The following is a 20,875-nucleotide window of genomic DNA, read 5'->3' on the forward strand; positions in this document are numbered from 1 at the left end:
AAACCCATGCGCCGCCTGCGCCGGGCCGTCATTGTGGTGCTGGCGTTGGCCTTGGTTGCCAGCGCCGTCTTCGCAGTGTTCGCTGTCCTGCAGCGCTCCGAAACACTGGTCTCGGAGCGCTGCGTGGCGGTTGCCGGAACGGCCAGCCACGAGCTCGCCACCGACCAAGCCGCGAACGCTTCCCTCATTACGGCGATCTCCGTGCAGCGCGGACTGCCACCCCGGGCTGCGAGCATTGCCATAGCGACGGCCATGCAGGAATCTATGCTGCGGAACATCAACTATGGCGATCAGGCCGGCCCCGACTCCCGCGGACTGTTCCAGCAACGTCCTTCCCAAGGCTGGGGCACGGAAGCCCAGGTGATGGACCCTGTGTATGCCACCAACGTTTTCTTCGATCGTTTGGTGAAGGTGCCCGGATACCAAACCATGGATATTACCCAGGCCGCACAAGCCGTCCAACGCTCCGCGTTTCCCCAGGCCTACTCACAGCACGAGGACATGGCCCGGGCATTTGCCTCCGCCCTGACCGGCCACTCGGAATCCGCACTGAACTGCGTGCTTCGTATGCCGGACGCGGCTGGTGACCCAAGCGCCGTCGTCGAAGGCATCACGACGGCGTTCGGCACCCAGCAGGCGACAGTCCAGGGCCGCTCGGTCCACCTCGGGATCTCCGGCGCCCAAGGGTGGGCGGTGGCCCAGTGGGCCGTGGCCAACGCGAAGACCCTGTCGATCACCCAAGTGGATGTCGCAGGGCAAACGTGGAACCGTCAAAAGCGCGACGGCTGGCAAGCCTCTGTGGCTCCTTCGGAATCAGTGACCATCACCGTCTCGGCGCCACCCACGTAGGCGGGTTTCCGAACGTCAGGCAAGCATTCGAACGCTAGGCGAGCAACTCCACCACGGGTTGGACGTAGCTTCGGAACACATCCGGTTGGGACAAGAGCCGGTGGCTCATGATCATGGTGCTGGGTTCGAGATACCAAGCGCGGGGTTCGGCGAGCGGCAGTTCGATGATGGTGAGGTCGAAGTCCCGGGAGCTGCGCCCCACCTCCAGCAGCCTGTCCTCCACCATCTCACCGAGCACTTCCGTCACGCCATTGGCTTCCCGGGCAGCCTCGATGTCTGCGTACTCTTCGATCCGGTCAGTAGCCCAGTCCAACGCTGAACCAAAGTGGGCCTGAAGCACCCGTTGCAAGGCAGGAGAGTTGCCAAAGGCCTGGAAACCCGGGGGCGAAAGCTCAAGGGCTTCGTTCGGGTAGGACTTCACCAGGTTCTCCCACCAAGCCTCCCATTCTGTCTTCAGGGCCGGTAGGCCGCCGACGTCGGCGGTCAGGTGGGTGTGGTCCGCGTGCCTGACCTTGGGAGCGGCGTGGGAGAGGGTGGGCTTGCCCGCACCGTCCAATCCCGCTACATCCCGCAGGTACAGTGCGATGAGCATTGGCCCCGATGTGTCCAAGGTAATTCGCCACCCCGGGCCGCCCGTTTCGTGCATCCGAATGCCTCCCTTGGCAGCAGATTCCCAACAAATCCCAGTCTATTCCCGTTGCCGTCAGGCGGAACGGGAAAGTTGCCCTTACTTGGGATGCGGGCCTTCTGCGCGGGACGGGCCCTCACACGGGAGCCGCCGCACTTTCCATTGACCTGAGGTGTGCCGTGAGGACGTCGCTGCACATCCGTGCCGTCATCCACTCGGGGTGGAGGAGCGCATGCATGCAGAGGCCGTCCATGGTAGCCAAAAGCCTTTCGGCCTCGTTGACCAGTGCCTGTTGTCCGTCGGCATCCTGGCCGCCTGTGGACTCCTTGTTCAGGATCATGACCAGTCGTCCGACGACGGCGGCAACAGCCCTGTGGCTGCGCTCGGCCTCGGGTGCCAGGACCGGTTTGATGCGCGCCGCGTTGCGGAATGCCATCCACACACAGGCATCTACTGCCAGTTCTTCGTCCAACGGCAGGAGTTGACCGAGGAGGGACAGGATAGCGGCGTGCTGTTCCGGGCTTCCGGAGCCTTCCCCTTCCACGGCCGCCATGGCGGACTCCAACCGTCCTACGATTCGGTCAACGACAACCCCAAAAGAGAAGACCAGCAATTCGTCGCTGCTGGCAAAGTAGTGCCGTACTGAACCCACTGCCAGCCCCGCTTCATCAGCTACTTCCCGGAGGGACGCCCGTTCCAAGCCATCACTGGCAATAATTCGAAACACAGCGTGGACAACTTCCTGGCGTCGGGCTTCGGCATCAACAATTTTGGGCACTAGTATTTTTAGCACGAACGTGCTTCTACGCTGGTCACCGGCGGGCGAGCGGCGTGGCTCCACTTTCCGATAGCGTAGGACCCATGAAAATCCTTGTCACGGGCGGCACCGGCTACATCGGTTCCCACACCGTTTTGTCCCTGCAAGAGGCTGGCCACGACGTCGTCGTGGTGGACAATCTCGTGAACTCCAGCGAAGAATCCCTCCGCCGCGTCTCTGAGCTCACCGGCAAGAGCGCCGTGTTCCACAAGGTTGACCTGGTGGACGAGCCCGCTGTCGAGGCCGTGTTCGACCAGCACCGGATCGACGCCGTCATCCACTTCGCCGGACTGAAGGCGGTGGGCGAATCCGTGCAGGAGCCGCTCGCTTACTACTACAACAACATCGTGGGAACGCTGAACCTGCTCCGCGCCATGGACAAGCACAACGTCAGGTCAATCGTTTTCAGCTCCTCGGCCACTGTGTACGGCGAACACAACCCCATCCCCTACATCGAGAAGATGGAGATCGGCGCCAACAACCCCTATGGGCGTACGAAGGAGCAAATCGAGGACATCCTCTCCGACCTCGGCAACGCCGATGACCGCTGGCATATCGCACTGCTGCGCTATTTCAACCCTGTGGGCGCCCACCCGTCCGGCCGCATCGGCGAGGACCCTCAGGGCATCCCGAACAACCTGGTGCCGTTCATCGCCCAAGTGGCAGTGGGACGTCGCGAGAAGCTGATGGTGTTCGGCGGCGACTATGACACCCCGGACGGTACCTGCCAGCGGGACTACATCCACGTGGTGGACTTGGCCGAGGGCCACGTTGCTGCCTTGGACTTCATCGCATCACACGCCGGTGTGCGCCGCTGGAACCTGGGCTCCGGCAAGGGATCGTCCGTGCTTGAGGTTCTCCGGTCCTTTGAGAAGGCCGTGGGGCACGAGCTCCCGTACGAGATCACGGGCCGGCGAGCGGGCGATCTGCCCGCGTTCTGGGCCGATGCCTCCTCGGCCCTGGCAGACCTTGGCTGGTCCACCACCAAGACCGTGGACCAAATGTGCGAGGACCACTGGCGCTGGCAGAAGAACAACCCCTTCGGTTACAACGCGGCCCAGCCCGCGTCCGCAGCCACGGCCCCGTAGCTTAACGACGTCGGCCGCCCACCTCGCGCGAGGTGGGCGGCCGACGTCGTTAATGACGTTTTTGCCGTATCAGTTGACCGGGTAGTTGCGCTCCGGCTCCCCTGTGTAGAGCTGCCGCGGGCGGCCGATCTTGGTCTGGGGATCGTTGATCATTTCGCGCCACTGGGCAATCCAGCCCGGGAGGCGGCCAATGGCGAACAGGACGGTGAACATCTTCTCCGGGAAACCCATGGCCTTGTAGATCAGGCCGGTGTAGAAGTCCACGTTCGGGTACAGCTTGCGCTGGATGAAGTAGTCATCGGCCAAGGCCTTCTCTTCGAGGCGCATGGCGATGTCCAACAGTTCGTCGTTACCGCCGAGCTTGCCGAGTACCTCGTGAGCCGTTGCCTTGATGATCTTGGCGCGGGGATCGTAGTTCTTGTACACGCGGTGCCCGAAGCCCATGAGGCGGACGCCGTCTTCCTTGTTCTTGACCTTCTCCATGTAATCCTCAGGCTTGATGCCGTCGGCTTGGATCTGGCGAAGCATCTTGAGCACAGCTTCGTTGGCGCCGCCGTGAGCGGGGCCGAAGAGGGCGTTGATACCGGCTGACACCGAAGCAAAGAGGTTCGCGTTGGACGAACCCACCAAGCGGACGGTGGACGTGGAACAGTTCTGCTCGTGGTCAGCGTGCAGGATCAGGAGGAGGTCCAATGCCTTAACCACTACAGGGTCCATCTCATACTGCTCGGCGGGAAGGCCGAAGCTGAGGCGGAGGAAGTTCTCCACGAGGTTCATGGAGTTGTCCGGGTAGAGCATCGGTTGCCCTACCGACTTCTTGTGCGCATAAGCGGCAATCACCGGCAGCTTCGCCATCAGGCGAATGGTGGAAACTTCCACGTGCTCGGCGTTGAAGGGATCCAGCGAGTCCTGGTAGAACGTGGACAACGCGGAGACGGCTGAGGAAAGCACCGGCATGGGGTGCGCGTCCCTCGGGAAGCCACCAAAGAAGCCCTTCAATTCCTCGTGGAGGAGGGTGTGGTGGCGGATGCGCTGATCGAACTCTTCCAACTCAGTAGGAGTCGGCAGGTTGCCATAGATGAGGAGGTATGAAACCTCAAGGAAGCTCGAGTGCTGTGCGAGCTGCTCGATGGGGTAACCGCGGTAACGCAGGATGCCTGCGTCGCCGTCGATGTAGGTGATGGCCGAGGTGGTGGCCGCAGTGTTCATGAAGCCGGGGTCATAAGCGACGGCGCCCGTCTGCTTCAGCAGCTTGGAAACGTCGTAACCTTCGTTTCCTTCTACAACCTTGATACGCGGCAGTTCGAGTTCGCCGCCGGCATGGCGCAGTGTCGCGCTGGTGGTCTCAGTCATGGAGTCCCCTTCATGAGGCCTCAAGGCCTCTATCGAACGCTTGTCCGACCAACGTCTGGTGTCGCGGCCCCCGGCCCTACTGTTGCAGGGCTCCAACGGCCGAAGTGCTTTCTTAGCGAAGGCCACCATTGATAGTCAGTTAAAAGCTACCGCCAGTAACCCCACGGAACTAATCCGTGAGGTCCGGTTACCGGCGGAATGGCCCTGTTAGTGCCCTAAGTCACAGCTTTGTTATGAGCTGGCACCCAAGCGCGCAACAGCTGCGTCGATGCGTTCGTCCGTGCCTGTCAGGGCAACGCGAACGAAGCCTTCGCCGGCATCGCCGTAGAAGACCCCGGGGCCCACCACAATGCCCAGGTCCGCGAACCGCGAAACAGTGTCCCATGTCGCTTCGCCTGCCGTGGACCAGAGGTAGAGGCCCGCCTTTGATTCGTGGATCTGCAGGCCAAATCGCTCCAAGGCCGGAACAATCCGTTCGCGGCGTCCACGGTAGAGATCTTTCTGGGCCACGACATGTGCGGCGTCGCCCAAGGCCACGCGCATGGCCTCTTGGACGGGGTAGGGAACAATCATCCCGGCATGTTTACGGCTGTTGACCAGGTTGGCCATGATGGCAGAGTCTCCGGCCACGAAGGCGGCCCGGTACCCCGCGACATTGGATTGCTTGCTCAATGAGTAGACACAGAGCAAACCCTCTGTGGATCCGCCGGTAACACGGGGATCCAGGACGCTGGGGACTGCCTCGCCCCCACGCTGGACGTCCCATTCGCCCCAGCCCAACTCGGCGTAGCACTCATCAGAGGCAACCACGGCACCAAGCTCCCGGGCTTGTGCCACGATCTTCCGGAGTGACTCGACGTCCCGGACACTTCCCGTGGGATTCCCGGGGGAGTTGATCCACACCAACCGCACCTTCGCGCGGGTAGCGGCGTCGAGCTCATCCAAGTCATCGGCAGCGATGGCAGTGGCACCGGCCAGGGATGCTCCGATGTCGTACGTCGGGTAGGCGACGGAGGGCCTGACCACCACGTCTCCGCTGCCTAGTCCAAGCAGGAACGGCAGCCAGGCCACCAACTCTTTGGACCCAACGGTCGGCATGACGTCTTTAGGGTCCAGCCCCGGCACGCCGCGGCGGCTGGCGAACCACTCCACCACAGCCTGGCGAAGACCCTCGGTGCCGTGAACGGTCGGGTACCCGTGGGCGTCGGAGGCCGCGTCCAGTGCGTCCCGGATGAGCCCCGGAGTGGGGTCCACGGGAGTCCCAATGGAAAGGTTTACCACTCCCCCGGGGTGTTTGGCGGCCGTGGCAACATACGGAGCCATAGCCTCCCACGGGTAGTCAGGCAGGTTCAGGCCGAAAGCCGGTGCGGCGGAAATCAAGGAAGCAACCGCCCTCAGTGGTCTTGGTTCTGCAAGGGCAGCGCAGCAATGAACGGGTGGTCCTTGCCGGTGTTGCCGATCTTGGCGGCGCCACCCGGCGAGCCAAGATCGTCGAAGAATTCGACATTGGCCTTGTAGTAGTCAGCCCATTCTTCCGGGGTGTCATCCTCGTAGTAGATGGCCTCCACGGGGCAAACAGGTTCGCAGGCACCACAGTCGACGCATTCATCGGGGTGGATGTAGAGGGAACGCTCACCTTCGTAAATGCAGTCCACAGGGCATTCTTCGATACATGCCTTGTCCTTGACATCCACACACGGCTGCGCGATTACGTACGTCACGTCCCAGACCTCTCAACGGTTAGTCCCGGCCATGGCCGGGTGATACTGCCGGCAGCATGCCGGGCACTCAACTTCTGAGCCTATTATCCAACAGTGCGCTCACGCCAACCTAGCCCGCGTCTTAGTATGAAACGGTGACTCCCCCGCATGCGCAGCCCCGACAGTTCCTCCTCAGTGCCCAGCCAGGCATTCGGCTGGTGGTCAGGTACAAAATCGAGGGCGGCCTCACCGACGCGTTGGGCTACCTGGTGGAGACCAGCGATAGCAGCTGCACCGTACGAACGCGGACGTCCGACGTCGAAATCCCCCTGGCGCTGGTGGTTGCGGCTAAGGAAGTTCCGCCCCCACCGCAGCGCCGCGAGTCCCGCTAAAGACGAGCAGCACCAACGAAAAGAGCCGCCGGAACGGCCGAGGCAATGCCCCGGAGCGTTCTGGCGGCTCCTTCGTTCACTTAGGACTTGGCGCGGGCGCGGTTGGCCTTGGCACGCTCGTTGGAGTCAAGGATGAGCTTGCGGATGCGGATGGAATCCGGGGTCACCTCGACACACTCGTCTTCGCGGGCGAATTCGAGGGACTCTTCGAGGGTGAGGTCGCGCGGCGGCGTCAGGTTCTCGAAGGTGTCGGAAGAAGCGGCACGCATGTTGGTGAGCTTCTTTTCCTTGGTGATGTTCACGTCCATGTCATCAGCGCGGGAGTTCTCGCCGACGATCATGCCCTCATAAACCTCGGAGGTGGGCTTCACGAAGAAGGAACCGCGCTCCTGGAGGTTGATCATGGCGAACGGCGTCACAACACCGGCACGGTCGGCGATCATCGAACCGTTGGTGCGGTATTCGATGGGGCCGGCCCACGGCTCGTAGCCCTCGGAGATGGAAGCAGCGATACCGGCGCCACGGGTGTCGGTGAGGAACTTGGTGCGGAAACCGATCAGACCACGGGCAGGAACGATGAATTCCATGCGGCACCAGCCGGTACCGTGGTTGGCCATGTTGGTCATCCGGCCCTTGCGGGCTGCCATGAGCTGCGTGACGGCACCGAGGTACTCTTCCGGAACGTCGATGGTCATGTGTTCCATCGGCTCGTGGATCTTGCCGTCGATGGTCTTGGTGACAACCTGCGGCTTGCCAACAGTCAGCTCGAAGCCTTCGCGGCGCATCTGCTCCACGAGGATTGCCAGGGCGAGCTCGCCACGGCCCTGGACTTCCCAAGCGTCAGGACGCTCGGTGGGAAGTACCTTGATGGAGACGTTACCGATCAGTTCCTTGTCCAGGCGGTCCTTCACCTGGCGGGCGGTGACCTTGGCGCCCTTGACCTTGCCGGCCAACGGGGAGGTGTTGATACCGATGGTCATGGAGATCGCGGGGTCATCCACGGTGATCAGCGGAAGCGGCTGCGGGTTCTCGGCGTCCGTGAGGGTTTCACCAATGGTGATGTCTTCAATACCGGCGACGGCGACGATCTCACCGGGGCCTGCGGACTCGGCAGGAACACGGGTCAGGGCCTTGGTGGCCAGCAGTTCAGTGATCTTGACGTTCTTGAGTTCACCGTTGGCGCGTGCCCAGGCCACAGTCTGGCCCTTACGGAGGGTGCCGTTGTAGATGCGGAGCAGGGCGAGGCGGCCAAGGAACGGGGAAGCGTCCAGGTTGGTCACGTGTGCCTGCAGCACGCCGTCCGGGTTGTACGTAGGAGCCGGGATGTGCTCGATGATGGTCTTGAACAGCGGCTCAAGGTCCTCGTTTTCCGGAGCCAGCCCATCAGCAGGCTGGTCCAGGGATGCGCGGCCAACCTTGGCAGCAGCGTAGACGACCGGAACTTCAAGGATCTTGTCCAGGTCAAGGTCCGGGACCTCGTCGGCAAGGTCAGAAGCCAAACCGAGGAGGAGGTCCATGGATTCGTGGACAACTTCATCGATGCGGGCATCGGGACGGTCGGTCTTGTTGACCAGGAGGATCACGGGAAGGTGGGCTGCCAGCGCCTTACGGAGAACGAAGCGGGTCTGCGGCAGCGGGCCCTCGGATGCATCCACGAGCAGAACGACACCGTCAACCATGGACAAGCCGCGCTCCACCTCGCCACCGAAGTCAGCGTGGCCAGGGGTGTCGATGACGTTGATGGTGATGGTCTCGCCGTTGGACGACGGGCCGTTGTAGGCAACCGTGGTGTTCTTCGCGAGGATCGTGATGCCCTTTTCGCGTTCCAGGTCACCGGAGTCCATGACGCGGTCCTCAACCTCACCGTGGGAAGCGAAGGAGTTGGTCTGCTTGAGCATGGCGTCGACCAAGGTGGTCTTGCCGTGGTCAACGTGTGCGACGATCGCGACGTTGCGCAGATCGCTACGCGACGCAGTGTTGGTGATGGTTTCAGACATGCGGTAATGACTCGATTCAGTGGTGAAATCAGCTGTTTGTATCCGCGCGCATACCTGATCGACTTGATCGGAACACACAGCGAAAAGACCCCGGGACACAGGGCACCTAGCACAAGTCTAAACGCAGTTGCATTTCTGAGCCTAAAAAGCAAGCTATCCACCCTCTGGATGTGGCGCCGCTCACATGCGGCTGTGTGGCCGAAACCTCACGTCTTGATGCTGGATTTTCGGGCAACGGTGGACCATTATGGCAGCAGTACCAGTGCCCCACGGAGACCCCTCGATGCCCCCAGCTTCGGCCCGGCTCCGCATGCTTGCTCCATTGATCGCCGTCGGCGTTCTCTTGGCCGGCTGCGGACCCAGCCCCCAGTCCCAACCCAACTCCTCCCCTGCCTCGCCCTCCGGGCAAGCCGCCTCCGCCGGCAGCGCCCAAAGGGTCGCCTCCGAGCTCGTGCCCCTCAACGTGCCTGTGGGTGGTTTGTTCAAAAATCACGTCAGCAAGCGCAGCGAAGTGGTCCTGGCCGACGTCGACCATACAGCCGTCCTGATTGGCGATTCCCAAGCAATGCCCAAGGACTCCTGGCCCCAGCGAGGCATAGCAGCCTTGGGGTACAAGCTCTACGTCGCAGGCATGGGCGGCACAGGGTACGTCGCCGGCAACGGGAAGACCGCTAACTACATCGATGCGCTGCAACGCGGCGACTGGGTCCTCCCCTACGGTGAACCACCCCTCGTCGTCGTCGAGGGCGGTGGGAATGATGCCACGCAGCACGCCACGGACGGCCAGATTACTGCGAACGCCGAGCGGCTGCTCGCAGCCCTCAAGCAGCGCTACCCAGACGCCGCGCTGGCGATGATTGGCACGTTGGCCCGCGGCGCCGGGAATGGAGGCGGACGCCGCACGGAGGTGGACGCCTTGATCGGCCGGATTGCCGCCAACCACGGAATTCCGTTCGTCAGCACCGGTGACTGGTTGACCCGCTACAACGCTGTGGGAGACCTCATTGATGGTGTCCATGTAAAACCGTCAGGCCACGCGAAACTCGGAAGTGCCCTGGCCAAGCAACTCCTGGCTTTAGGACTGGCCGCCCGCCCGGGCGGAACCGGCAAAACGCCGAAATAGCAAGAGAGCCGGCAGCTCCCCTTGTGGGGAACCACCGGCTCTCATGTCGCGGTGCTGCTCTCATGCCACGGCGCTGCTTTCATGCCACGGCGCTGGCGACGTACGACGTCGGTCAGGCCACCTCAGGCGGCAAGAGCAGGGAACCACCCGGGATGGCGTCCAGCAGTGCCTGCGTGTATGCCTCACGGGGGTTATCGAACACGTCGTCAGTGCTGCCCGTTTCCACGAGCTTGCCCTTCTGCATCACACAGACGTGGTCGGCGATTTGCCGAACCACCGCCAGGTCATGGGTGATGAAGAGGTACGTCAAGCCGAGGTTGTCCTGGAGGTCGGCCAACAGGTTGAGCACCTGCGCTTGGACCAAGACATCCAGTGCCGAGACCGCTTCATCACAAATGATCACTTCGGGGTCCAACGCGAGGGCTCGGGCGATGGCAATACGCTGGCGCTGGCCACCGGAGAGCTCGTTGGGGTAGCGGCGCATGGTCGATTGGGGCAGTGCCACTTGGTCCAAAAGCTCCCGGACCTTCTTTTCCCGGCTCGCCTTGTTGCCGATCTTGTGGGTTCGGAGCGGCTCTTCGATGGTCCGGAAGATGTTGTACATCGGGTCCAACGAACCGTATGGATCCTGGAAGATCGGCTGTACACGGCGCCGGAATTTGAACAGGTCCTTGCTGTTCAGCGTGGACGTGTCCACCCCATCAAAAGTGATCTTTCCGGAGGTCGGTTCCAACAGGTTGAGCACCATCTGGGCCACTGTGGACTTTCCGGAGCCTGACTCGCCAACGATCGCGGTAGTGGTTCCACGCTTGACCGCGAACGACACAGAGTCGACGGCAGTGAAGTCCGTGGTTTTACCGATTCCCCCGCGCAGCTTGAAGACTTTGGTCAGATTTTCGACAACCAGGACATCCTCAGGAAGGGCCTCCTTGACAACAACCGGTTCCGTCGGAGCCAGAAGATCTTCCGACTCGATGCCTTGTTCCTTGGCTACCTGGATACGCCGTGACGCCAACGACGGAGCTGAAGCAACCAAGCGCTTGGTGTAAGGGTGCCTCGGGTTTTGCAGCAACTCAAGGGAAGGCCCCGCTTCCACCACTTGGCCGCGGTACATCACAACCACCTTGTCTGCCCGCTCAGCGGCCAACCCAAGGTCGTGGGTGATGAGCAGCACAGCTGTGCCGAGTTCAGTGGTCATCTTGTCCAAGTGATCAAGGATCTGGCGCTGCACTGTGACATCCAGCGCGGATGTCGGCTCGTCGGCGATGAGCAGCCGCGGCTGGCACGACAGGCCGATCGCGATCAGCGCACGTTGCCGCATGCCGCCCGAGAACTCATGCGGATACTGCTTTGCCCTGCGCGCGGCGTCCGGAAGCCCTGCCTCGGAAAGGACTTTGGCGACGTCCTCGGGTCCGGAGGGAAGACCGTTGGCCTTCAACGTCTCCCGCACTTGGAAGCCGATCTTCCAGACCGGGTTCAGGTTTGACATCGGGTCTTGGGGAACCATGCCGATATGGCTTCCGCGGAGCTCAATCATGCGCTTCTCGGAAGCATGGGCGATGTCTTCGCCGTCGAACAGTATTTCGCCTGCGGCGACGCGACCGTTGCCCGGAAGCAACCCGATGGCGGCAAGCGCCGACGTGGACTTCCCTGAACCGGACTCCCCCACGATGGCCACGGTTTCCCCTGGCATCACGGTCAGGTGCGCGTTGCGTACCGCGTTGACTTCACCGTTGCTCGTGACGAAGTTGATGGCGAGGTTCTTGATCTCCAACAACGGACGCTCGGCGTCGGACGATTCTTCCCTGATGTGGACTGATGCATTCATGGCTTCGCCTTTCATCGCTTGCGCGCCTTCGGATCAAGAGCATCACGAAGAGCATCGCCAAGCATGATGAAGCTCAAGACCGTGAGGGATAGGGCGATAGCCGGATACAGCAACGGCAACGGGTTGGACCGAAGTGACGCTTGGGCGGCTTGGATGTCGTTACCCCAGGACATGACACTCGCAGGCAAACCAATGCCCAGGAATGAAAGCGTCGATTCAGCAACAATGAACGTGCCCAAGGAAATAGTGGCAACAACGATGATCGGAGCCAACGAGTTTGGGAGCACGTGCCGCAGCAACGAACGGAACCGGGAGACACCCAGGGAACGGGCTGCGACCACAAAGTCGGCATTCCGGACCTCGATCACCGCGCCTCTGGTAATACGGGCAATTTGCGGCCATCCGAAGATAACCAAGATCAGTACCAACGTCCACACGGTGCGGTTGGCACGGAAGACGGGAAGCTGCATCATAACGATGGCACCAAGGATCAGGGGCAGGGCAAAGAAGATATCGGTGAGCCGGGCCAGCAGGGCGTCAAGCCAACCGCCGTAATAGCCGGCCAAGGACCCTACGATGCCGCCGAAGACCACCACGCCCACAGTGGTGAAGAGACCCACTGTGACGGAGGAGCGGGTGCCGAAAATAACGCGAGCATAGACATCGCAACCCTGCTTGTTGAACCCCAGGGGATGGCCCGCTACCGATCCCCCATTCGAGTTCGCCAGTTGGCAAGCCTCAGAGGAAGGATCGATCGGGGAAAAAAGCCCGGGAAACAGCGAAACGACAACCACTACCAGGATCATGATCACGGAAATGATGAACAGTGGCTGTTTGCGGAGGTTTTTCCACGCTTCACCCCACAAGCTCGAGGGGGCGTTCTCTTCCTTGACCTTGTCGGTGGCCTGCAGCGGTGTCTCGTCGAGGTCGGCGACAAAGTGCTCGATGTGCCGGCGGCCAGTGTCCTGACCGGTCAGGTTATTTTCAGGAGTCATAGCGGATCCTCGGGTCAAGCCAAGCGTAGAGAAGGTCAACAATAAGGTTGGAAACACAGTAGATCAGCACCAGAACGGTGACGATCGAGACCACGGTAGGACCTTCTCCGGACAGCACCGCGCGGTATAGACGGTTGCCGACGCCGGGAACGTTGAAGATGCCCTCCGTGACGATTGCCCCGCCCATCAGCGTGCCGAGGTCCGCACCGAGGAAGGTGATCACTGGAATCAACGAGTTGCGCAGGATGTGCACATTAACCACTCGGAACCGGGACAATCCCTTGGCCGTGGCCGTCCTGACATAGTCGGCGTTCATGTTTTCGATAACGCTCGTCCTGGTCAGGCGCAGAACGTAAGCGAACGATGCCAGTCCAAGCACAATCGCGGGCAGGATCAGGTCCTGGACTGACGCGGCGGAACTCACTGTCGGTTTCGCCCAGCCAAGCTGCACGCCGATGAAGAACTGGAGGAGGAAGCCAAGAACGAAGATCGGGATGCCGATCACGATCAGGGATGCGATGAGAACTGTTCCGTCAAAGAACTTGCCCTTACGCAGTCCCGCGACCAGGCCGAAGGCAATGCCGAAGACACCCTCGAAAATGAGCGCCATGACGGCCAACCGGGCAGTGACGGGGAAAACTTCACCGAGGACGGCCGCAATCGATCGGCCGGAAAAGTCCTGGCCCAAGTCAAAAGTGAAGATGCTCTTGAGGTAGAGCAGGTACTGGACAATGAAGGGCTGGTCCAAGTGGTACTGCGAGCGCAGCTTGGCAGCAACAGCGGCATTGACCGGTTTATCGCCAAACAGGGCAGCGATGGGATCCCCGGGGAGGCTGAAAACCAGGAAATACACCAGGAACGTTGCGCCGATGAAAACGGGCAGCAACTGGAGGAATCTTTTGAGGATGTACGTCGCCATTAGCGCGTCACACCCCTGTCTGCAGGCACCCGATCCAAGAGTGCAGCGGAGTTGTTCATCGAAGAACCTTTTTTCGTCCGATGTGCGGGCGGGACCTGCCGCGGCAAGTGCCGCCTGCACAAGGACGCCCAACCGGAGTTGGGCGTCATTGATGTGGGGCTTGGCACGACGGCGGCGGTACTCACGTGAGCACCCCCGCCGTCGTTCCCTACTTACTTACCGGTGATGTCGTAGTACAGCGGGACGCCGTCCCAGCCATAGTCGACATTGCTGACGTTGGTGCTCCAGCCGCCCTGGGCAACCTGGTACCACAGCGGGATGGCGGGGAGGTCCTGCAGCAGGATCTCCTGCGCCTTGTTCATGGCCTTGTTACCGTCAGCCACGGAGGATGCGGAGAGACCGTCGGAGATTGCCTTGTTGAAGGCCGGGTTGTCATAGCGGGCATCGTTGGATCCTGCGCCGGTCTTGTAGATCGGGCCGAGGAAGTTGTACAGCGACGGGTAGTCAGCCTGCCAGCCGGCACGGATTGCGCCCGTCAGCTTGCCGGAGGTAGCCAGGTCGCGTGCTTCCTTGAAGGTCGGGAAGGAAAGGCCTTCCGCCTTGATGCCGAGGTTGTTCTTCAGCTGGTTCGTAACAGCATCGACCCAAGCCTTGTGGCCACCCTTGTCCGCGTTGTACGCGATGGTGAAGGTGGTGTTCGGGTCCCATTTCTGGATGGCGTCTGCCTTGGCCCAGAGTTCCTTTGCCTTGGCCGCATCGAACTTCAGGTTGTCAGAGCCCGGAACGTTGTCGCTGTAGCCATCCAGCACGGGGGACGTGAAGTCCTTGGCGGGCTGGCGGCCACCGCTGAAGATGACCTTGGTGATTTCGTCGCGGTTGATCGCCATCGAGATGGCCTGACGGCGAAGCTTACCGGCTTCACCGCTCCAGGCCGGCAGGTACTCCGGGATCGCGATGGTCTGGTTACCAGCGTAGGGCTTTTCGATTGAACGGTCGCCCAGGTCAGACTTGAAGTTCGCGACAGCGCTGGTGGGAATCGTCTGAAGGACATCCAGGTTGTTGCTGAGCAGGTCCTGGTACGCGGCGTCGTCGTTCTGGTAGATCTTGAACGTGATGCCACCGTTCTTGGCCTTGCGCGGACCGTTGTAGTCCGGGTTCGGAACAAGCGAGATCTGAACGTTGTGCTGCCAGCCGTTCTCGGCCATCTTGTACGGACCGTTACCTACCGGCTTTTCGCCGTAGGTCTTCGGGTCAGCCAAGGCAGCGGAAGGAACAGGCATGAAGGCTGTGTAGCCCAGGCGGAGCGGCCAGTCTGATTCAGGCTGCTTGAGCTCAACGGTGAAGGTGGTGTCGTCAACAACCTTCAAGCCGGACATCGTTGTCACGGTGGAGCCCGTAGCACTCGCCTCGTCGTAGCCCTTGATGCTCTCGAAGAAGGTCGCACTCAACTGTGCGTTCTTCGCAGCGGCACCGAAGTTCCAGGAATCAACGAACGTCTTGGCCGTGATGGCTTCGCCGTTGGTAAATTTCTGGTCCTTCTTGATCTTGATGGTGAAGTGCTGGGCGTCAGGCGCCTGGATGGAGTCGGCCAACTCGTTGACGGACTTGCCGTTTGCGTCGTAGCTGACCAGGCCGGCGAAGATCAGGGTGCCGATCTTGCCGCCGCCCACTTCGTTGATGTCGGCGGGCATGATCGGTCGCTGCGGCTCGGAGCCGTCGGCGATGATGACCTTATTGCTGTTGCCCGTTGATGAACTGGAGCTGTTACCGGAGCCGCCACTGCAACCGGACATTGCGAGGGCGAGGATCGCCGCTACGCCTAGAGCTTTGGAAGTGCGCGAGAAACGCATTCCGCCTCCTATGAGTCGTGGAGTTGAGGAGGGAAAATTCATGATCTCCCCCAGGCGCGGACACAGCTAGCTACTGTGACGTTGCCTACATGTGAGTGTAAGCCTACCCACATTGTGTCCGAATGTTGGAACATGCTGGGCAAACCGTAACCGTTCCGCAACCTCCGGATGCCTAAATTGTCGGGGATTTCAAGTCAAACGTTACTCGGTGGTAGCATTCGCTGTCTGACAGCAGGACAGGGCACCTCCTGCGGTGTTCACCCACAGTTTGCCCTGCCGCATCCGGAGATTAATTACTGGTCAGTAGCGTCGAAGGCTCTTGCCAGACCATCTTGGGAGCCTCCGCATGAGCACGAAAAAAACCAGTACCATCATCACGTCCGTCGCCGCGGTCATACTGGCCGCATCCGCCGTCGTTGGCACTGCCGCTGCGCAGGCGTCAAACGGAAACGATCAGAACGGCAGGAAAGACCAGTCCGAAGGACGCGGCCAAACGGACACCGCTCTGGCAACTGCCTTCGGCGGCGTCGACCGCAATACCTCGTGGCAACAGACATCAAAGCTGAAGTTGAACTTCCCCACGTTTCACACCGAGGGAATCGCCTTCAGCCAGGACCACATCTTCCTGTCGTCCGTCCAGATCATTGAGCCGACGGTCAAATTCGCCACTCCGCAAGGCGGCTTTGACCGCACTCCCGGCAAGGGCATCGGTCATTTGTTCGTGATGGACAAGGCGGGAAATTTGCAAAAGGACATTGTCCTGGGTGAGGGCGACATGTACCACCCAGGTGGCATCGACTTCGACGGCACCAATGTATGGGTCCCGGTGGCACAGTACCGGCCCAACAGCAGCGCCATCATCTACCGGATCGATGCTAAGACCATGGACGTGCACAAGCAGTTCGAGGTGAAGGACCACTTCGGCGGCATCGTCATGGACAAAGAGACGGGCCACCTTGTCGGCAACACGTGGGGTTCGCGCCGTTTCGCTGAATGGGACCTGCAGGGCAAGCAGCTCGCTACCTGGGACAACCCCAACTACTTCATCGACTACCAGGACTGCCAGTACGTACCCCGGTCCAAGATGTTGTGCGCCGGGATCACCAACCTCCCGCAGACGCCCGCAGCCGGCGGAACCAGCGCGACATATGAATTGGGCGGCATCGCCATGATCGACCTCAAGTCGCACAACGTGGTTCGTGACGTTCCGTTCCAGCAATGGTCCACTGCCGGGCACGTAGCCACCCGCAACCCCTTTAAAATGACCGCGGACGGAAACCACCTCACCATGAAGGTCGCTCCGGACAACGGCGACGAAGGCAACGGCACCGAGATCCTCACCTACGAAGCAACGGTCGCCCCCGCCCAGTGAACACGGAGCCGCCGTCGTGGAGCACCGGGCGCCGCCGCTGGGCGCTGAGTGGCGGACTCACGACGGCGGCCGCCGCCTTATGATGATGATCAGTCGCCGCTCCATCGTCTAAGGGAAGCCATGCCCCACTCCTCGCAACCGCTACGCAAACTGGGATTCCTCACCATTGGTTTGTTCGATCCCGCGGATCCAGGCGCGGGCCACGAATCGACATTGCAGATCATCGAGTTGGGTGAGCGGCTCGGTTTCGACAGCGCCTGGCTGCGCCACCGCCACCTGCAGTTTGGCATCTCTTCCCCGATTGCCATCATGGCGGCGGCCAGCCAGCGCACCTCGCGCATCGAACTTGGAACCGCGGTAACCCCCATGGGATGGGAAAACCCGCTGCGTTTGGCCGAAGATTTAGCCACTGTGGACCTTCTCGCGGGCGGCCGAATCAATCCAGGCCTGAGCGTGGGCGAACCCATGCACTATGGCACTGTGAAACACGAGTTATACCCGGATTCGGCGGAGCTGGAAGACTTCAGCTACACACGATTGGAACGCTTGGCACGCTTGGTTGCGGGCGAACCGGTACGGGAGTTTTCCGGCAAGCAGGGAGTGGTTGAGGAGTTCTCGAACCGGGTGGAACCGCACTCGAAGGGGCTTCGCGAACGCCTCTGGTACGGGGCGGCCAGCAGGCAATCAGCAACGTGGGCCGGTGCCCACGGATTCAACCTACTCTCCAGCAGTGTGGTCTTCGCCGAGCGGGATCAGGAGCCGGTGTTCGCCAGCATCCAGCAAGACCAGATCCGCGCCTTCCGCGAAGCCGCGGCGGCATCGGCCCAAGCACAGGGACCAGCCCGCGTCTCGCAGGGCTTGGTGGTCATACCCACCGATTCAGCCACGGCGCAACAACGGAAGAAGTACCACCGATACGTTGACGAGCGGACTCCCCGGACCCTGGCTCCCCAAGGGCCCAAAGGCATGCTGTTCGCGCCGGACCTTATTGGTACGAGTGATGAGATCGCGGAGCAGCTGTATGCGCACGCGGGCTTCCAAGAGGTGGACGAGGTGGCGTTCGCGCTGCCCTTTAGCTTCGACCACGAAGACTACATACAAATACTTTCTGACATCGCCACCAAACTAGGACCAGCCCTCGGGTGGGCCCCCGGAGCAACCGCGCCGGCGCGAGCCAACGCGTAGCCCGGCCGAGGGGACCGACACATCAGCTGACTGTCTTGGAGGTTTCCTGATGGGGCGGCTCTGCTACGGCTCCACTAGCTGCCCAACTGGCCAGCAACCGCAATCGCTCAGCGCTGGGCGAGCCTGGCTCCGCAGTGTAGATCATGAGCACGCACCCCGGATCGGCCGTCATAACGAGTTCTTCGTAAGCAAGGGTGAGCTCGCCCACCACGGGATGGTTGAACCGCTTTGTGCCCGCCCCGTGGGTCCGGACGTCATGCGCGCCCCACAGCCGCCGGAATACGTCGCTCTGCGTTGACAACTCACCAACGAGGTTCTGGAGGTCTTTGTCGTTGGGGTCCCGTCCGGCTTCGGTCCGCATGATCGCCACGCACATCCCGGCGAAGAGCTCCCAATCCGGATAGAAGTCCTTGGACGCAGGGTCAAGGAATTGGAACCGGGCCAGATTCGGAGTGCGACCCCCGGAACCGATCAGGGGTGCGTAGAAAGCACGTCCGAGCTCGTTCGTGGCAAGGAGATCCTGATGCTGGTCTTGAACGAAGGCAACGCCGTCGGTAATTGTGTTGAGCACCCAGCGCAAGCTGGGTCGACTGGCGACATTACTCGTTGATCGGCGGCGGGGGCGCCCGGACAGCGGAATGCCGTCGGCCGCGCGGGCAAGGTCAAAGAGGTGGGTCCGCTCCGTGTCATCGAGGAAAAGTGCGCGCGCAATGGCGTCGAGCACGGATGAGGAGGCTCCTCCGAGGGCACCACGTTCGAGCTTTGCGTAGTACTCGACGCTGACGTCCGCGAGCGCGGCAACCTCAGTGCGGCGAAGCCCGGCAACGCGCCTGTTCGGGCCGGCAGGAAGCCCGGCCCGCTCGGGGGTGATCTTTGCCCGGCGCGACATCAAGAACTCGCGTACCTCGGCTTTATTGTCCATGCCACGAGAATACGTCCCTCCAAACTCCGCTGGGGTCCCCTGCTGGTACACCGTTTGATGGAGACTCCCACCCCTGAGACGCCGCGTGTTGACTGGATAAGGATCCCGACACCCTGAGTCGCGAACAAGGAGAAGAATGACCACCACCGCCCCGGCACCGTCCCTGAAGTTAGCCGACGAGCCGAAACGGCTGCCCTTAGCCAGCTTGGCCGCTCTTGCCGTCATAGGCTTTGTACTGGTCGCGATGGAGACCATGCCGGCGGGGCTGCTGCCGGTCATTGCCGCCGGAATGGACATACGCGAAGGCACCGTCGGACTGTTCGTCAGCGCCTATGCCCTAGGCACCGTGATCGTCACCATCCCCGCAATTACGCTGACCCGGGGCATGCGCCGGAAGCCATTGCTCCTCGGCGCTATCGGCGGCCTCATCCTGGCTAATACCACCACTGCCCTTTCAAGCGACGTAGCCCTCTCCCTGGCATCGCGTTTCCTCGCTGGGGCGTTCTCCGGAATCATCTGGGGAATGCTGGCCGCCTACGGCCGGAAGATCAGCCCTCCCTCCCGAGCCGGGCTCTCCTTGGCGGTCGTCTCCGTCGGGGCGCCCGTCGGATTCGCACTCGGCACACCCCTTGGCTCCTGGATCGGAACGAGTCTTGGCTGGCGCTGGGCATTCGCCGGCCTCACAGGGGTTGCCCTCATCGCTGCTGCGTTAATTGCTGTGATCGCGCCCGACGCACCAGGGCAATCCGGGACCTCACGGCTCCCCCTGGTCCGGGTCTTTCGCATTCCGGGTATCGCAGTGATCCTAGCGGTCATTTTCACGTGGATGCTGGCCCACAACACCATCTACACCTACATCGCACCGTACCTGAGGACCACAGGCACCAGTCTCACGGCCGACGTCGAACTCTTCATCTTCGGTGTGGCCTCGATCGCCGGAATCATCATTACCGGTGCGGTCCTGGACCGCCACCCCCGCCCCCTTTTGCACGGAAGCGTCATCGCGTTCATCGCCGCGGCAGTGGTGCTGCTCTTCGGCAATACGTCGGGCCCCGCGATCATCGCGGCCACCATCCTGTGGGGCATCACATTCGGCGGGGCTCCTGCCCAGCTGCAAGCTGCCCTGACCGTCACTGGAGGGGAGGATTCCGACGTCGCAAATTCATTCTTGCCAGTAGCGTTCAACCTGGCCATCTTCGCCGCCGGCGTTCTCGGAGCCGCGTTGCTAACGAACTTCAGCGCCTTGGTGCTCACGATCGTGATGATCGTCGCCGGTCTGGCCGCACTCCTACTGACCATCTACGGACGCCGTACGGCGTTCCTCCCCAGCCCCTCACCGACAGAAGGTCCATGACGTCCGACCAACCCAAGGGCATGCCCGAAATGGGTGTGGCAAAGGAATTTTTCAGCGATAAAGAGTAGGAAAACCATGAATATCGAACCCACCGGCCCCACCACCAAAAACCCGGCCGCGCAGTTCGCCGGCGATGTCTGGCTCGACCCGATCGCAGTTCCCCACGAGCAGGACCAGACGATGGTAGTTGCCACTGTGCGCTTCGCTCCAGGAGCCCGCACAGCCTGGCACTCCCACAAACACGGCCAGTACCTTCGCGTGACCCAAGGCGTGGCCCGCTTCGGCGGCCGCGACGGCAAGATCATCGAAGTTCACCCAGGACAGACTCTGTACACGGCGCCCGGCGAGGGGCACTGGCATGCGGCCGCCCCCGGTTGCTTCATGGAACACATCGCCATGCTCCAGAACGGCGAAGATCCCTCCACCACGACAACTTGGGGAGAGCACGTTAGCGACGATGAGTACAACGGCAAGTAGAGGGCCACTCCAGCGGCGATCGCAAA

19 protein-coding genes are annotated in these 20,875 nt (G+C 61.6%); 8 read left to right on the top strand and 11 right to left on the bottom strand.

The genetic code is table 11. The features are described 5' to 3' along the window. The first annotated feature begins 6 nt into the window (after positions 1 to 6). Entirely contained in the window at positions 7 to 849 is an 843-nt protein-coding gene (locus QRN42_RS09125; RefSeq protein WP_284978926.1) for a hypothetical protein, read from the top strand. A gap of 34 nt (positions 850 to 883) precedes the next feature. Here QRN42_RS09125 and QRN42_RS09130 read toward each other — a convergent pair whose 3' ends face one another. Next, complete coding sequence (locus tag QRN42_RS09130) at positions 884 to 1,495, bottom strand: hypothetical protein (protein ID WP_284975958.1); 612 nt, start codon at positions 1,493 to 1,495, stop codon at positions 884 to 886. Between the two features lie 118 nt (positions 1,496 to 1,613). Next, positions 1,614 to 2,255, bottom strand: coding sequence for a TetR/AcrR family transcriptional regulator (locus QRN42_RS09135; protein WP_284978927.1), 642 nt, complete (start codon positions 2,253 to 2,255; stop codon positions 1,614 to 1,616). An 83-nt stretch (positions 2,256 to 2,338) separates the two neighbouring features. Between QRN42_RS09135 and galE the strand changes: the two genes are divergently transcribed. Next, the gene (galE, locus tag QRN42_RS09140; RefSeq protein WP_284978928.1) at positions 2,339 to 3,382 is read left to right on the top strand and encodes a UDP-glucose 4-epimerase GalE; all 1,044 of its coding nucleotides are present in this window, start codon (positions 2,339 to 2,341) and stop codon (positions 3,380 to 3,382) included. Positions 3,383 to 3,451: 69 nt separating this feature from the next. Here the strand turns inward: galE and QRN42_RS09145 are convergent, their stop codons facing one another. The 3 genes from QRN42_RS09145 to fdxA all read right to left on the bottom strand — a co-directional run bounded on the left by QRN42_RS09145 (position 3,452) and on the right by fdxA (position 6,456). Then, positions 3,452 to 4,735: a citrate synthase gene (locus QRN42_RS09145; RefSeq protein ID WP_284975955.1), complete on the bottom strand. Its 1,284-nt coding sequence runs from the start codon at positions 4,733 to 4,735 to the stop codon at positions 3,452 to 3,454. A gap of 231 nt (positions 4,736 to 4,966) precedes the next feature. Beyond that, positions 4,967 to 6,115 (bottom strand): succinyldiaminopimelate transaminase, encoded by a 1,149-nt coding sequence (gene dapC / locus QRN42_RS09150; protein WP_284978929.1) that lies wholly within the window; start codon positions 6,113 to 6,115, stop codon positions 4,967 to 4,969. 14 nt (positions 6,116 to 6,129) lie between these two features. After that, positions 6,130 to 6,456, bottom strand: coding sequence for a ferredoxin (gene fdxA / locus QRN42_RS09155; protein ID WP_144648485.1), 327 nt, complete (start codon positions 6,454 to 6,456; stop codon positions 6,130 to 6,132). A gap of 134 nt (positions 6,457 to 6,590) precedes the next feature. Between fdxA and QRN42_RS09160 the strand changes: the two genes are divergently transcribed. Further along, on the top strand, positions 6,591 to 6,827 hold the full coding sequence (locus QRN42_RS09160) for a putative acetyltransferase (RefSeq protein ID WP_284978930.1): 237 nt from the start codon (positions 6,591 to 6,593) through the stop codon (positions 6,825 to 6,827). A gap of 80 nt (positions 6,828 to 6,907) precedes the next feature. Here QRN42_RS09160 and typA read toward each other — a convergent pair whose 3' ends face one another. Beyond that, on the bottom strand, positions 6,908 to 8,824 hold the full coding sequence (gene typA, locus QRN42_RS09165) for a translational GTPase TypA (RefSeq protein ID WP_284975952.1): 1,917 nt from the start codon (positions 8,822 to 8,824) through the stop codon (positions 6,908 to 6,910). A 247-nt stretch (positions 8,825 to 9,071) separates the two neighbouring features. Here typA and QRN42_RS09170 point away from each other — a divergent pair, with 247 nt between their 5' ends. Next, positions 9,072 to 9,947 carry an SGNH/GDSL hydrolase family protein gene (locus QRN42_RS09170; protein WP_284978931.1) on the top strand — a complete coding sequence of 292 codons (876 nt, stop codon included), beginning with the start codon at positions 9,072 to 9,074 and terminating at the stop codon, positions 9,945 to 9,947. Positions 9,948 to 10,059: 112 nt separating this feature from the next. Here QRN42_RS09170 and QRN42_RS09175 read toward each other — a convergent pair whose 3' ends face one another. From QRN42_RS09175 to QRN42_RS09190, 4 genes are all read right to left on the bottom strand, one after another. After that, the gene (locus QRN42_RS09175) at positions 10,060 to 11,775 is read right to left on the bottom strand and encodes a dipeptide ABC transporter ATP-binding protein (protein WP_284978932.1); all 1,716 of its coding nucleotides are present in this window, start codon (positions 11,773 to 11,775) and stop codon (positions 10,060 to 10,062) included. 11 nt (positions 11,776 to 11,786) lie between these two features. Continuing rightward, a complete protein-coding gene (locus QRN42_RS09180) occupies positions 11,787 to 12,770 on the bottom strand; it encodes an ABC transporter permease (RefSeq protein ID WP_284978933.1) in 984 nt (327 codons plus the stop codon). Further along, entirely contained in the window at positions 12,760 to 13,689 is a 930-nt protein-coding gene (locus tag QRN42_RS09185; protein WP_284975948.1) for an ABC transporter permease, read from the bottom strand. Before QRN42_RS09185 ends, QRN42_RS09180 begins: the two co-directional genes overlap by 11 nt. A gap of 212 nt (positions 13,690 to 13,901) precedes the next feature. Then, complete coding sequence (locus QRN42_RS09190) at positions 13,902 to 15,539, bottom strand: peptide ABC transporter substrate-binding protein (RefSeq protein ID WP_284975947.1); 1,638 nt, start codon at positions 15,537 to 15,539, stop codon at positions 13,902 to 13,904. A 346-nt stretch (positions 15,540 to 15,885) separates the two neighbouring features. On the opposite strand from QRN42_RS09190, the gene QRN42_RS09195 reads away from it, so the two are divergent. Beyond that, positions 15,886 to 16,911, top strand: a complete 1,026-nt coding sequence (locus QRN42_RS09195) for a DUF6454 family protein (protein WP_284978934.1) — start codon at positions 15,886 to 15,888, stop codon at positions 16,909 to 16,911. A 120-nt stretch (positions 16,912 to 17,031) separates the two neighbouring features. Beyond that, entirely contained in the window at positions 17,032 to 18,096 is a 1,065-nt protein-coding gene (locus QRN42_RS09200) for an LLM class flavin-dependent oxidoreductase (RefSeq protein WP_284978935.1), read from the top strand. 22 nt (positions 18,097 to 18,118) lie between these two features. Here QRN42_RS09200 and QRN42_RS09205 read toward each other — a convergent pair whose 3' ends face one another. Continuing rightward, positions 18,119 to 19,018, bottom strand: a complete 900-nt coding sequence (locus QRN42_RS09205; protein WP_284978936.1) for a helix-turn-helix transcriptional regulator — start codon at positions 19,016 to 19,018, stop codon at positions 18,119 to 18,121. Positions 19,019 to 19,154: 136 nt separating this feature from the next. Between QRN42_RS09205 and QRN42_RS09210 the strand changes: the two genes are divergently transcribed. Continuing rightward, a complete protein-coding gene (locus QRN42_RS09210; protein ID WP_284978937.1) occupies positions 19,155 to 20,372 on the top strand; it encodes an MFS transporter in 1,218 nt (405 codons plus the stop codon). Positions 20,373 to 20,447: 75 nt separating this feature from the next. Next, positions 20,448 to 20,849, top strand: coding sequence for a cupin domain-containing protein (locus QRN42_RS09215; RefSeq protein ID WP_284978938.1), 402 nt, complete (start codon positions 20,448 to 20,450; stop codon positions 20,847 to 20,849). Positions 20,850 to 20,875 lie beyond the last annotated feature (26 nt).

Source organism: Arthrobacter sp. fls2-241-R2A-200 (assembly GCF_030209745.1).
GTDB lineage: Bacteria > Actinomycetota > Actinomycetes > Actinomycetales > Micrococcaceae > Arthrobacter.

What these genes read in the sequence shown, in the direction of transcription:
- QRN42_RS09205 (WP_284978936.1), bottom strand. Translation starts at nt 19,018, where the DNA reads ATGGACAATAAAGCCGAGGTACGCGAGTTCTTGATGTCGCGCCGGGCA.
- QRN42_RS09200 (WP_284978935.1), top strand. Translation starts at nt 17,032, where the DNA reads ATGCCCCACTCCTCGCAACCGCTACGCAAACTGGGATTCCTCACCATT.
- QRN42_RS09210 (WP_284978937.1), top strand. Translation starts at nt 19,155, where the DNA reads ATGACCACCACCGCCCCGGCACCGTCCCTGAAGTTAGCCGACGAGCCG.
- typA (WP_284975952.1), bottom strand. Translation starts at nt 8,824, where the DNA reads ATGTCTGAAACCATCACCAACACTGCGTCGCGTAGCGATCTGCGCAAC.
- QRN42_RS09190 (WP_284975947.1), bottom strand. Translation starts at nt 15,539, where the DNA reads ATGCGTTTCTCGCGCACTTCCAAAGCTCTAGGCGTAGCGGCGATCCTC.
- QRN42_RS09175 (WP_284978932.1), bottom strand. Translation starts at nt 11,775, where the DNA reads ATGAATGCATCAGTCCACATCAGGGAAGAATCGTCCGACGCCGAGCGT.
- QRN42_RS09215 (WP_284978938.1), top strand. Translation starts at nt 20,448, where the DNA reads ATGAATATCGAACCCACCGGCCCCACCACCAAAAACCCGGCCGCGCAG.
- QRN42_RS09130 (WP_284975958.1), bottom strand. Translation starts at nt 1,495, where the DNA reads ATGCACGAAACGGGCGGCCCGGGGTGGCGAATTACCTTGGACACATCG.
- QRN42_RS09185 (WP_284975948.1), bottom strand. Translation starts at nt 13,689, where the DNA reads ATGGCGACGTACATCCTCAAAAGATTCCTCCAGTTGCTGCCCGTTTTC.
- QRN42_RS09180 (WP_284978933.1), bottom strand. Translation starts at nt 12,770, where the DNA reads ATGACTCCTGAAAATAACCTGACCGGTCAGGACACTGGCCGCCGGCAC.
- galE (WP_284978928.1), top strand. Translation starts at nt 2,339, where the DNA reads ATGAAAATCCTTGTCACGGGCGGCACCGGCTACATCGGTTCCCACACC.
- QRN42_RS09170 (WP_284978931.1), top strand. Translation starts at nt 9,072, where the DNA reads ATGGCAGCAGTACCAGTGCCCCACGGAGACCCCTCGATGCCCCCAGCT.
- QRN42_RS09125 (WP_284978926.1), top strand. Translation starts at nt 7, where the DNA reads ATGCGCCGCCTGCGCCGGGCCGTCATTGTGGTGCTGGCGTTGGCCTTG.
- QRN42_RS09195 (WP_284978934.1), top strand. Translation starts at nt 15,886, where the DNA reads ATGAGCACGAAAAAAACCAGTACCATCATCACGTCCGTCGCCGCGGTC.
- QRN42_RS09145 (WP_284975955.1), bottom strand. Translation starts at nt 4,735, where the DNA reads ATGACTGAGACCACCAGCGCGACACTGCGCCATGCCGGCGGCGAACTC.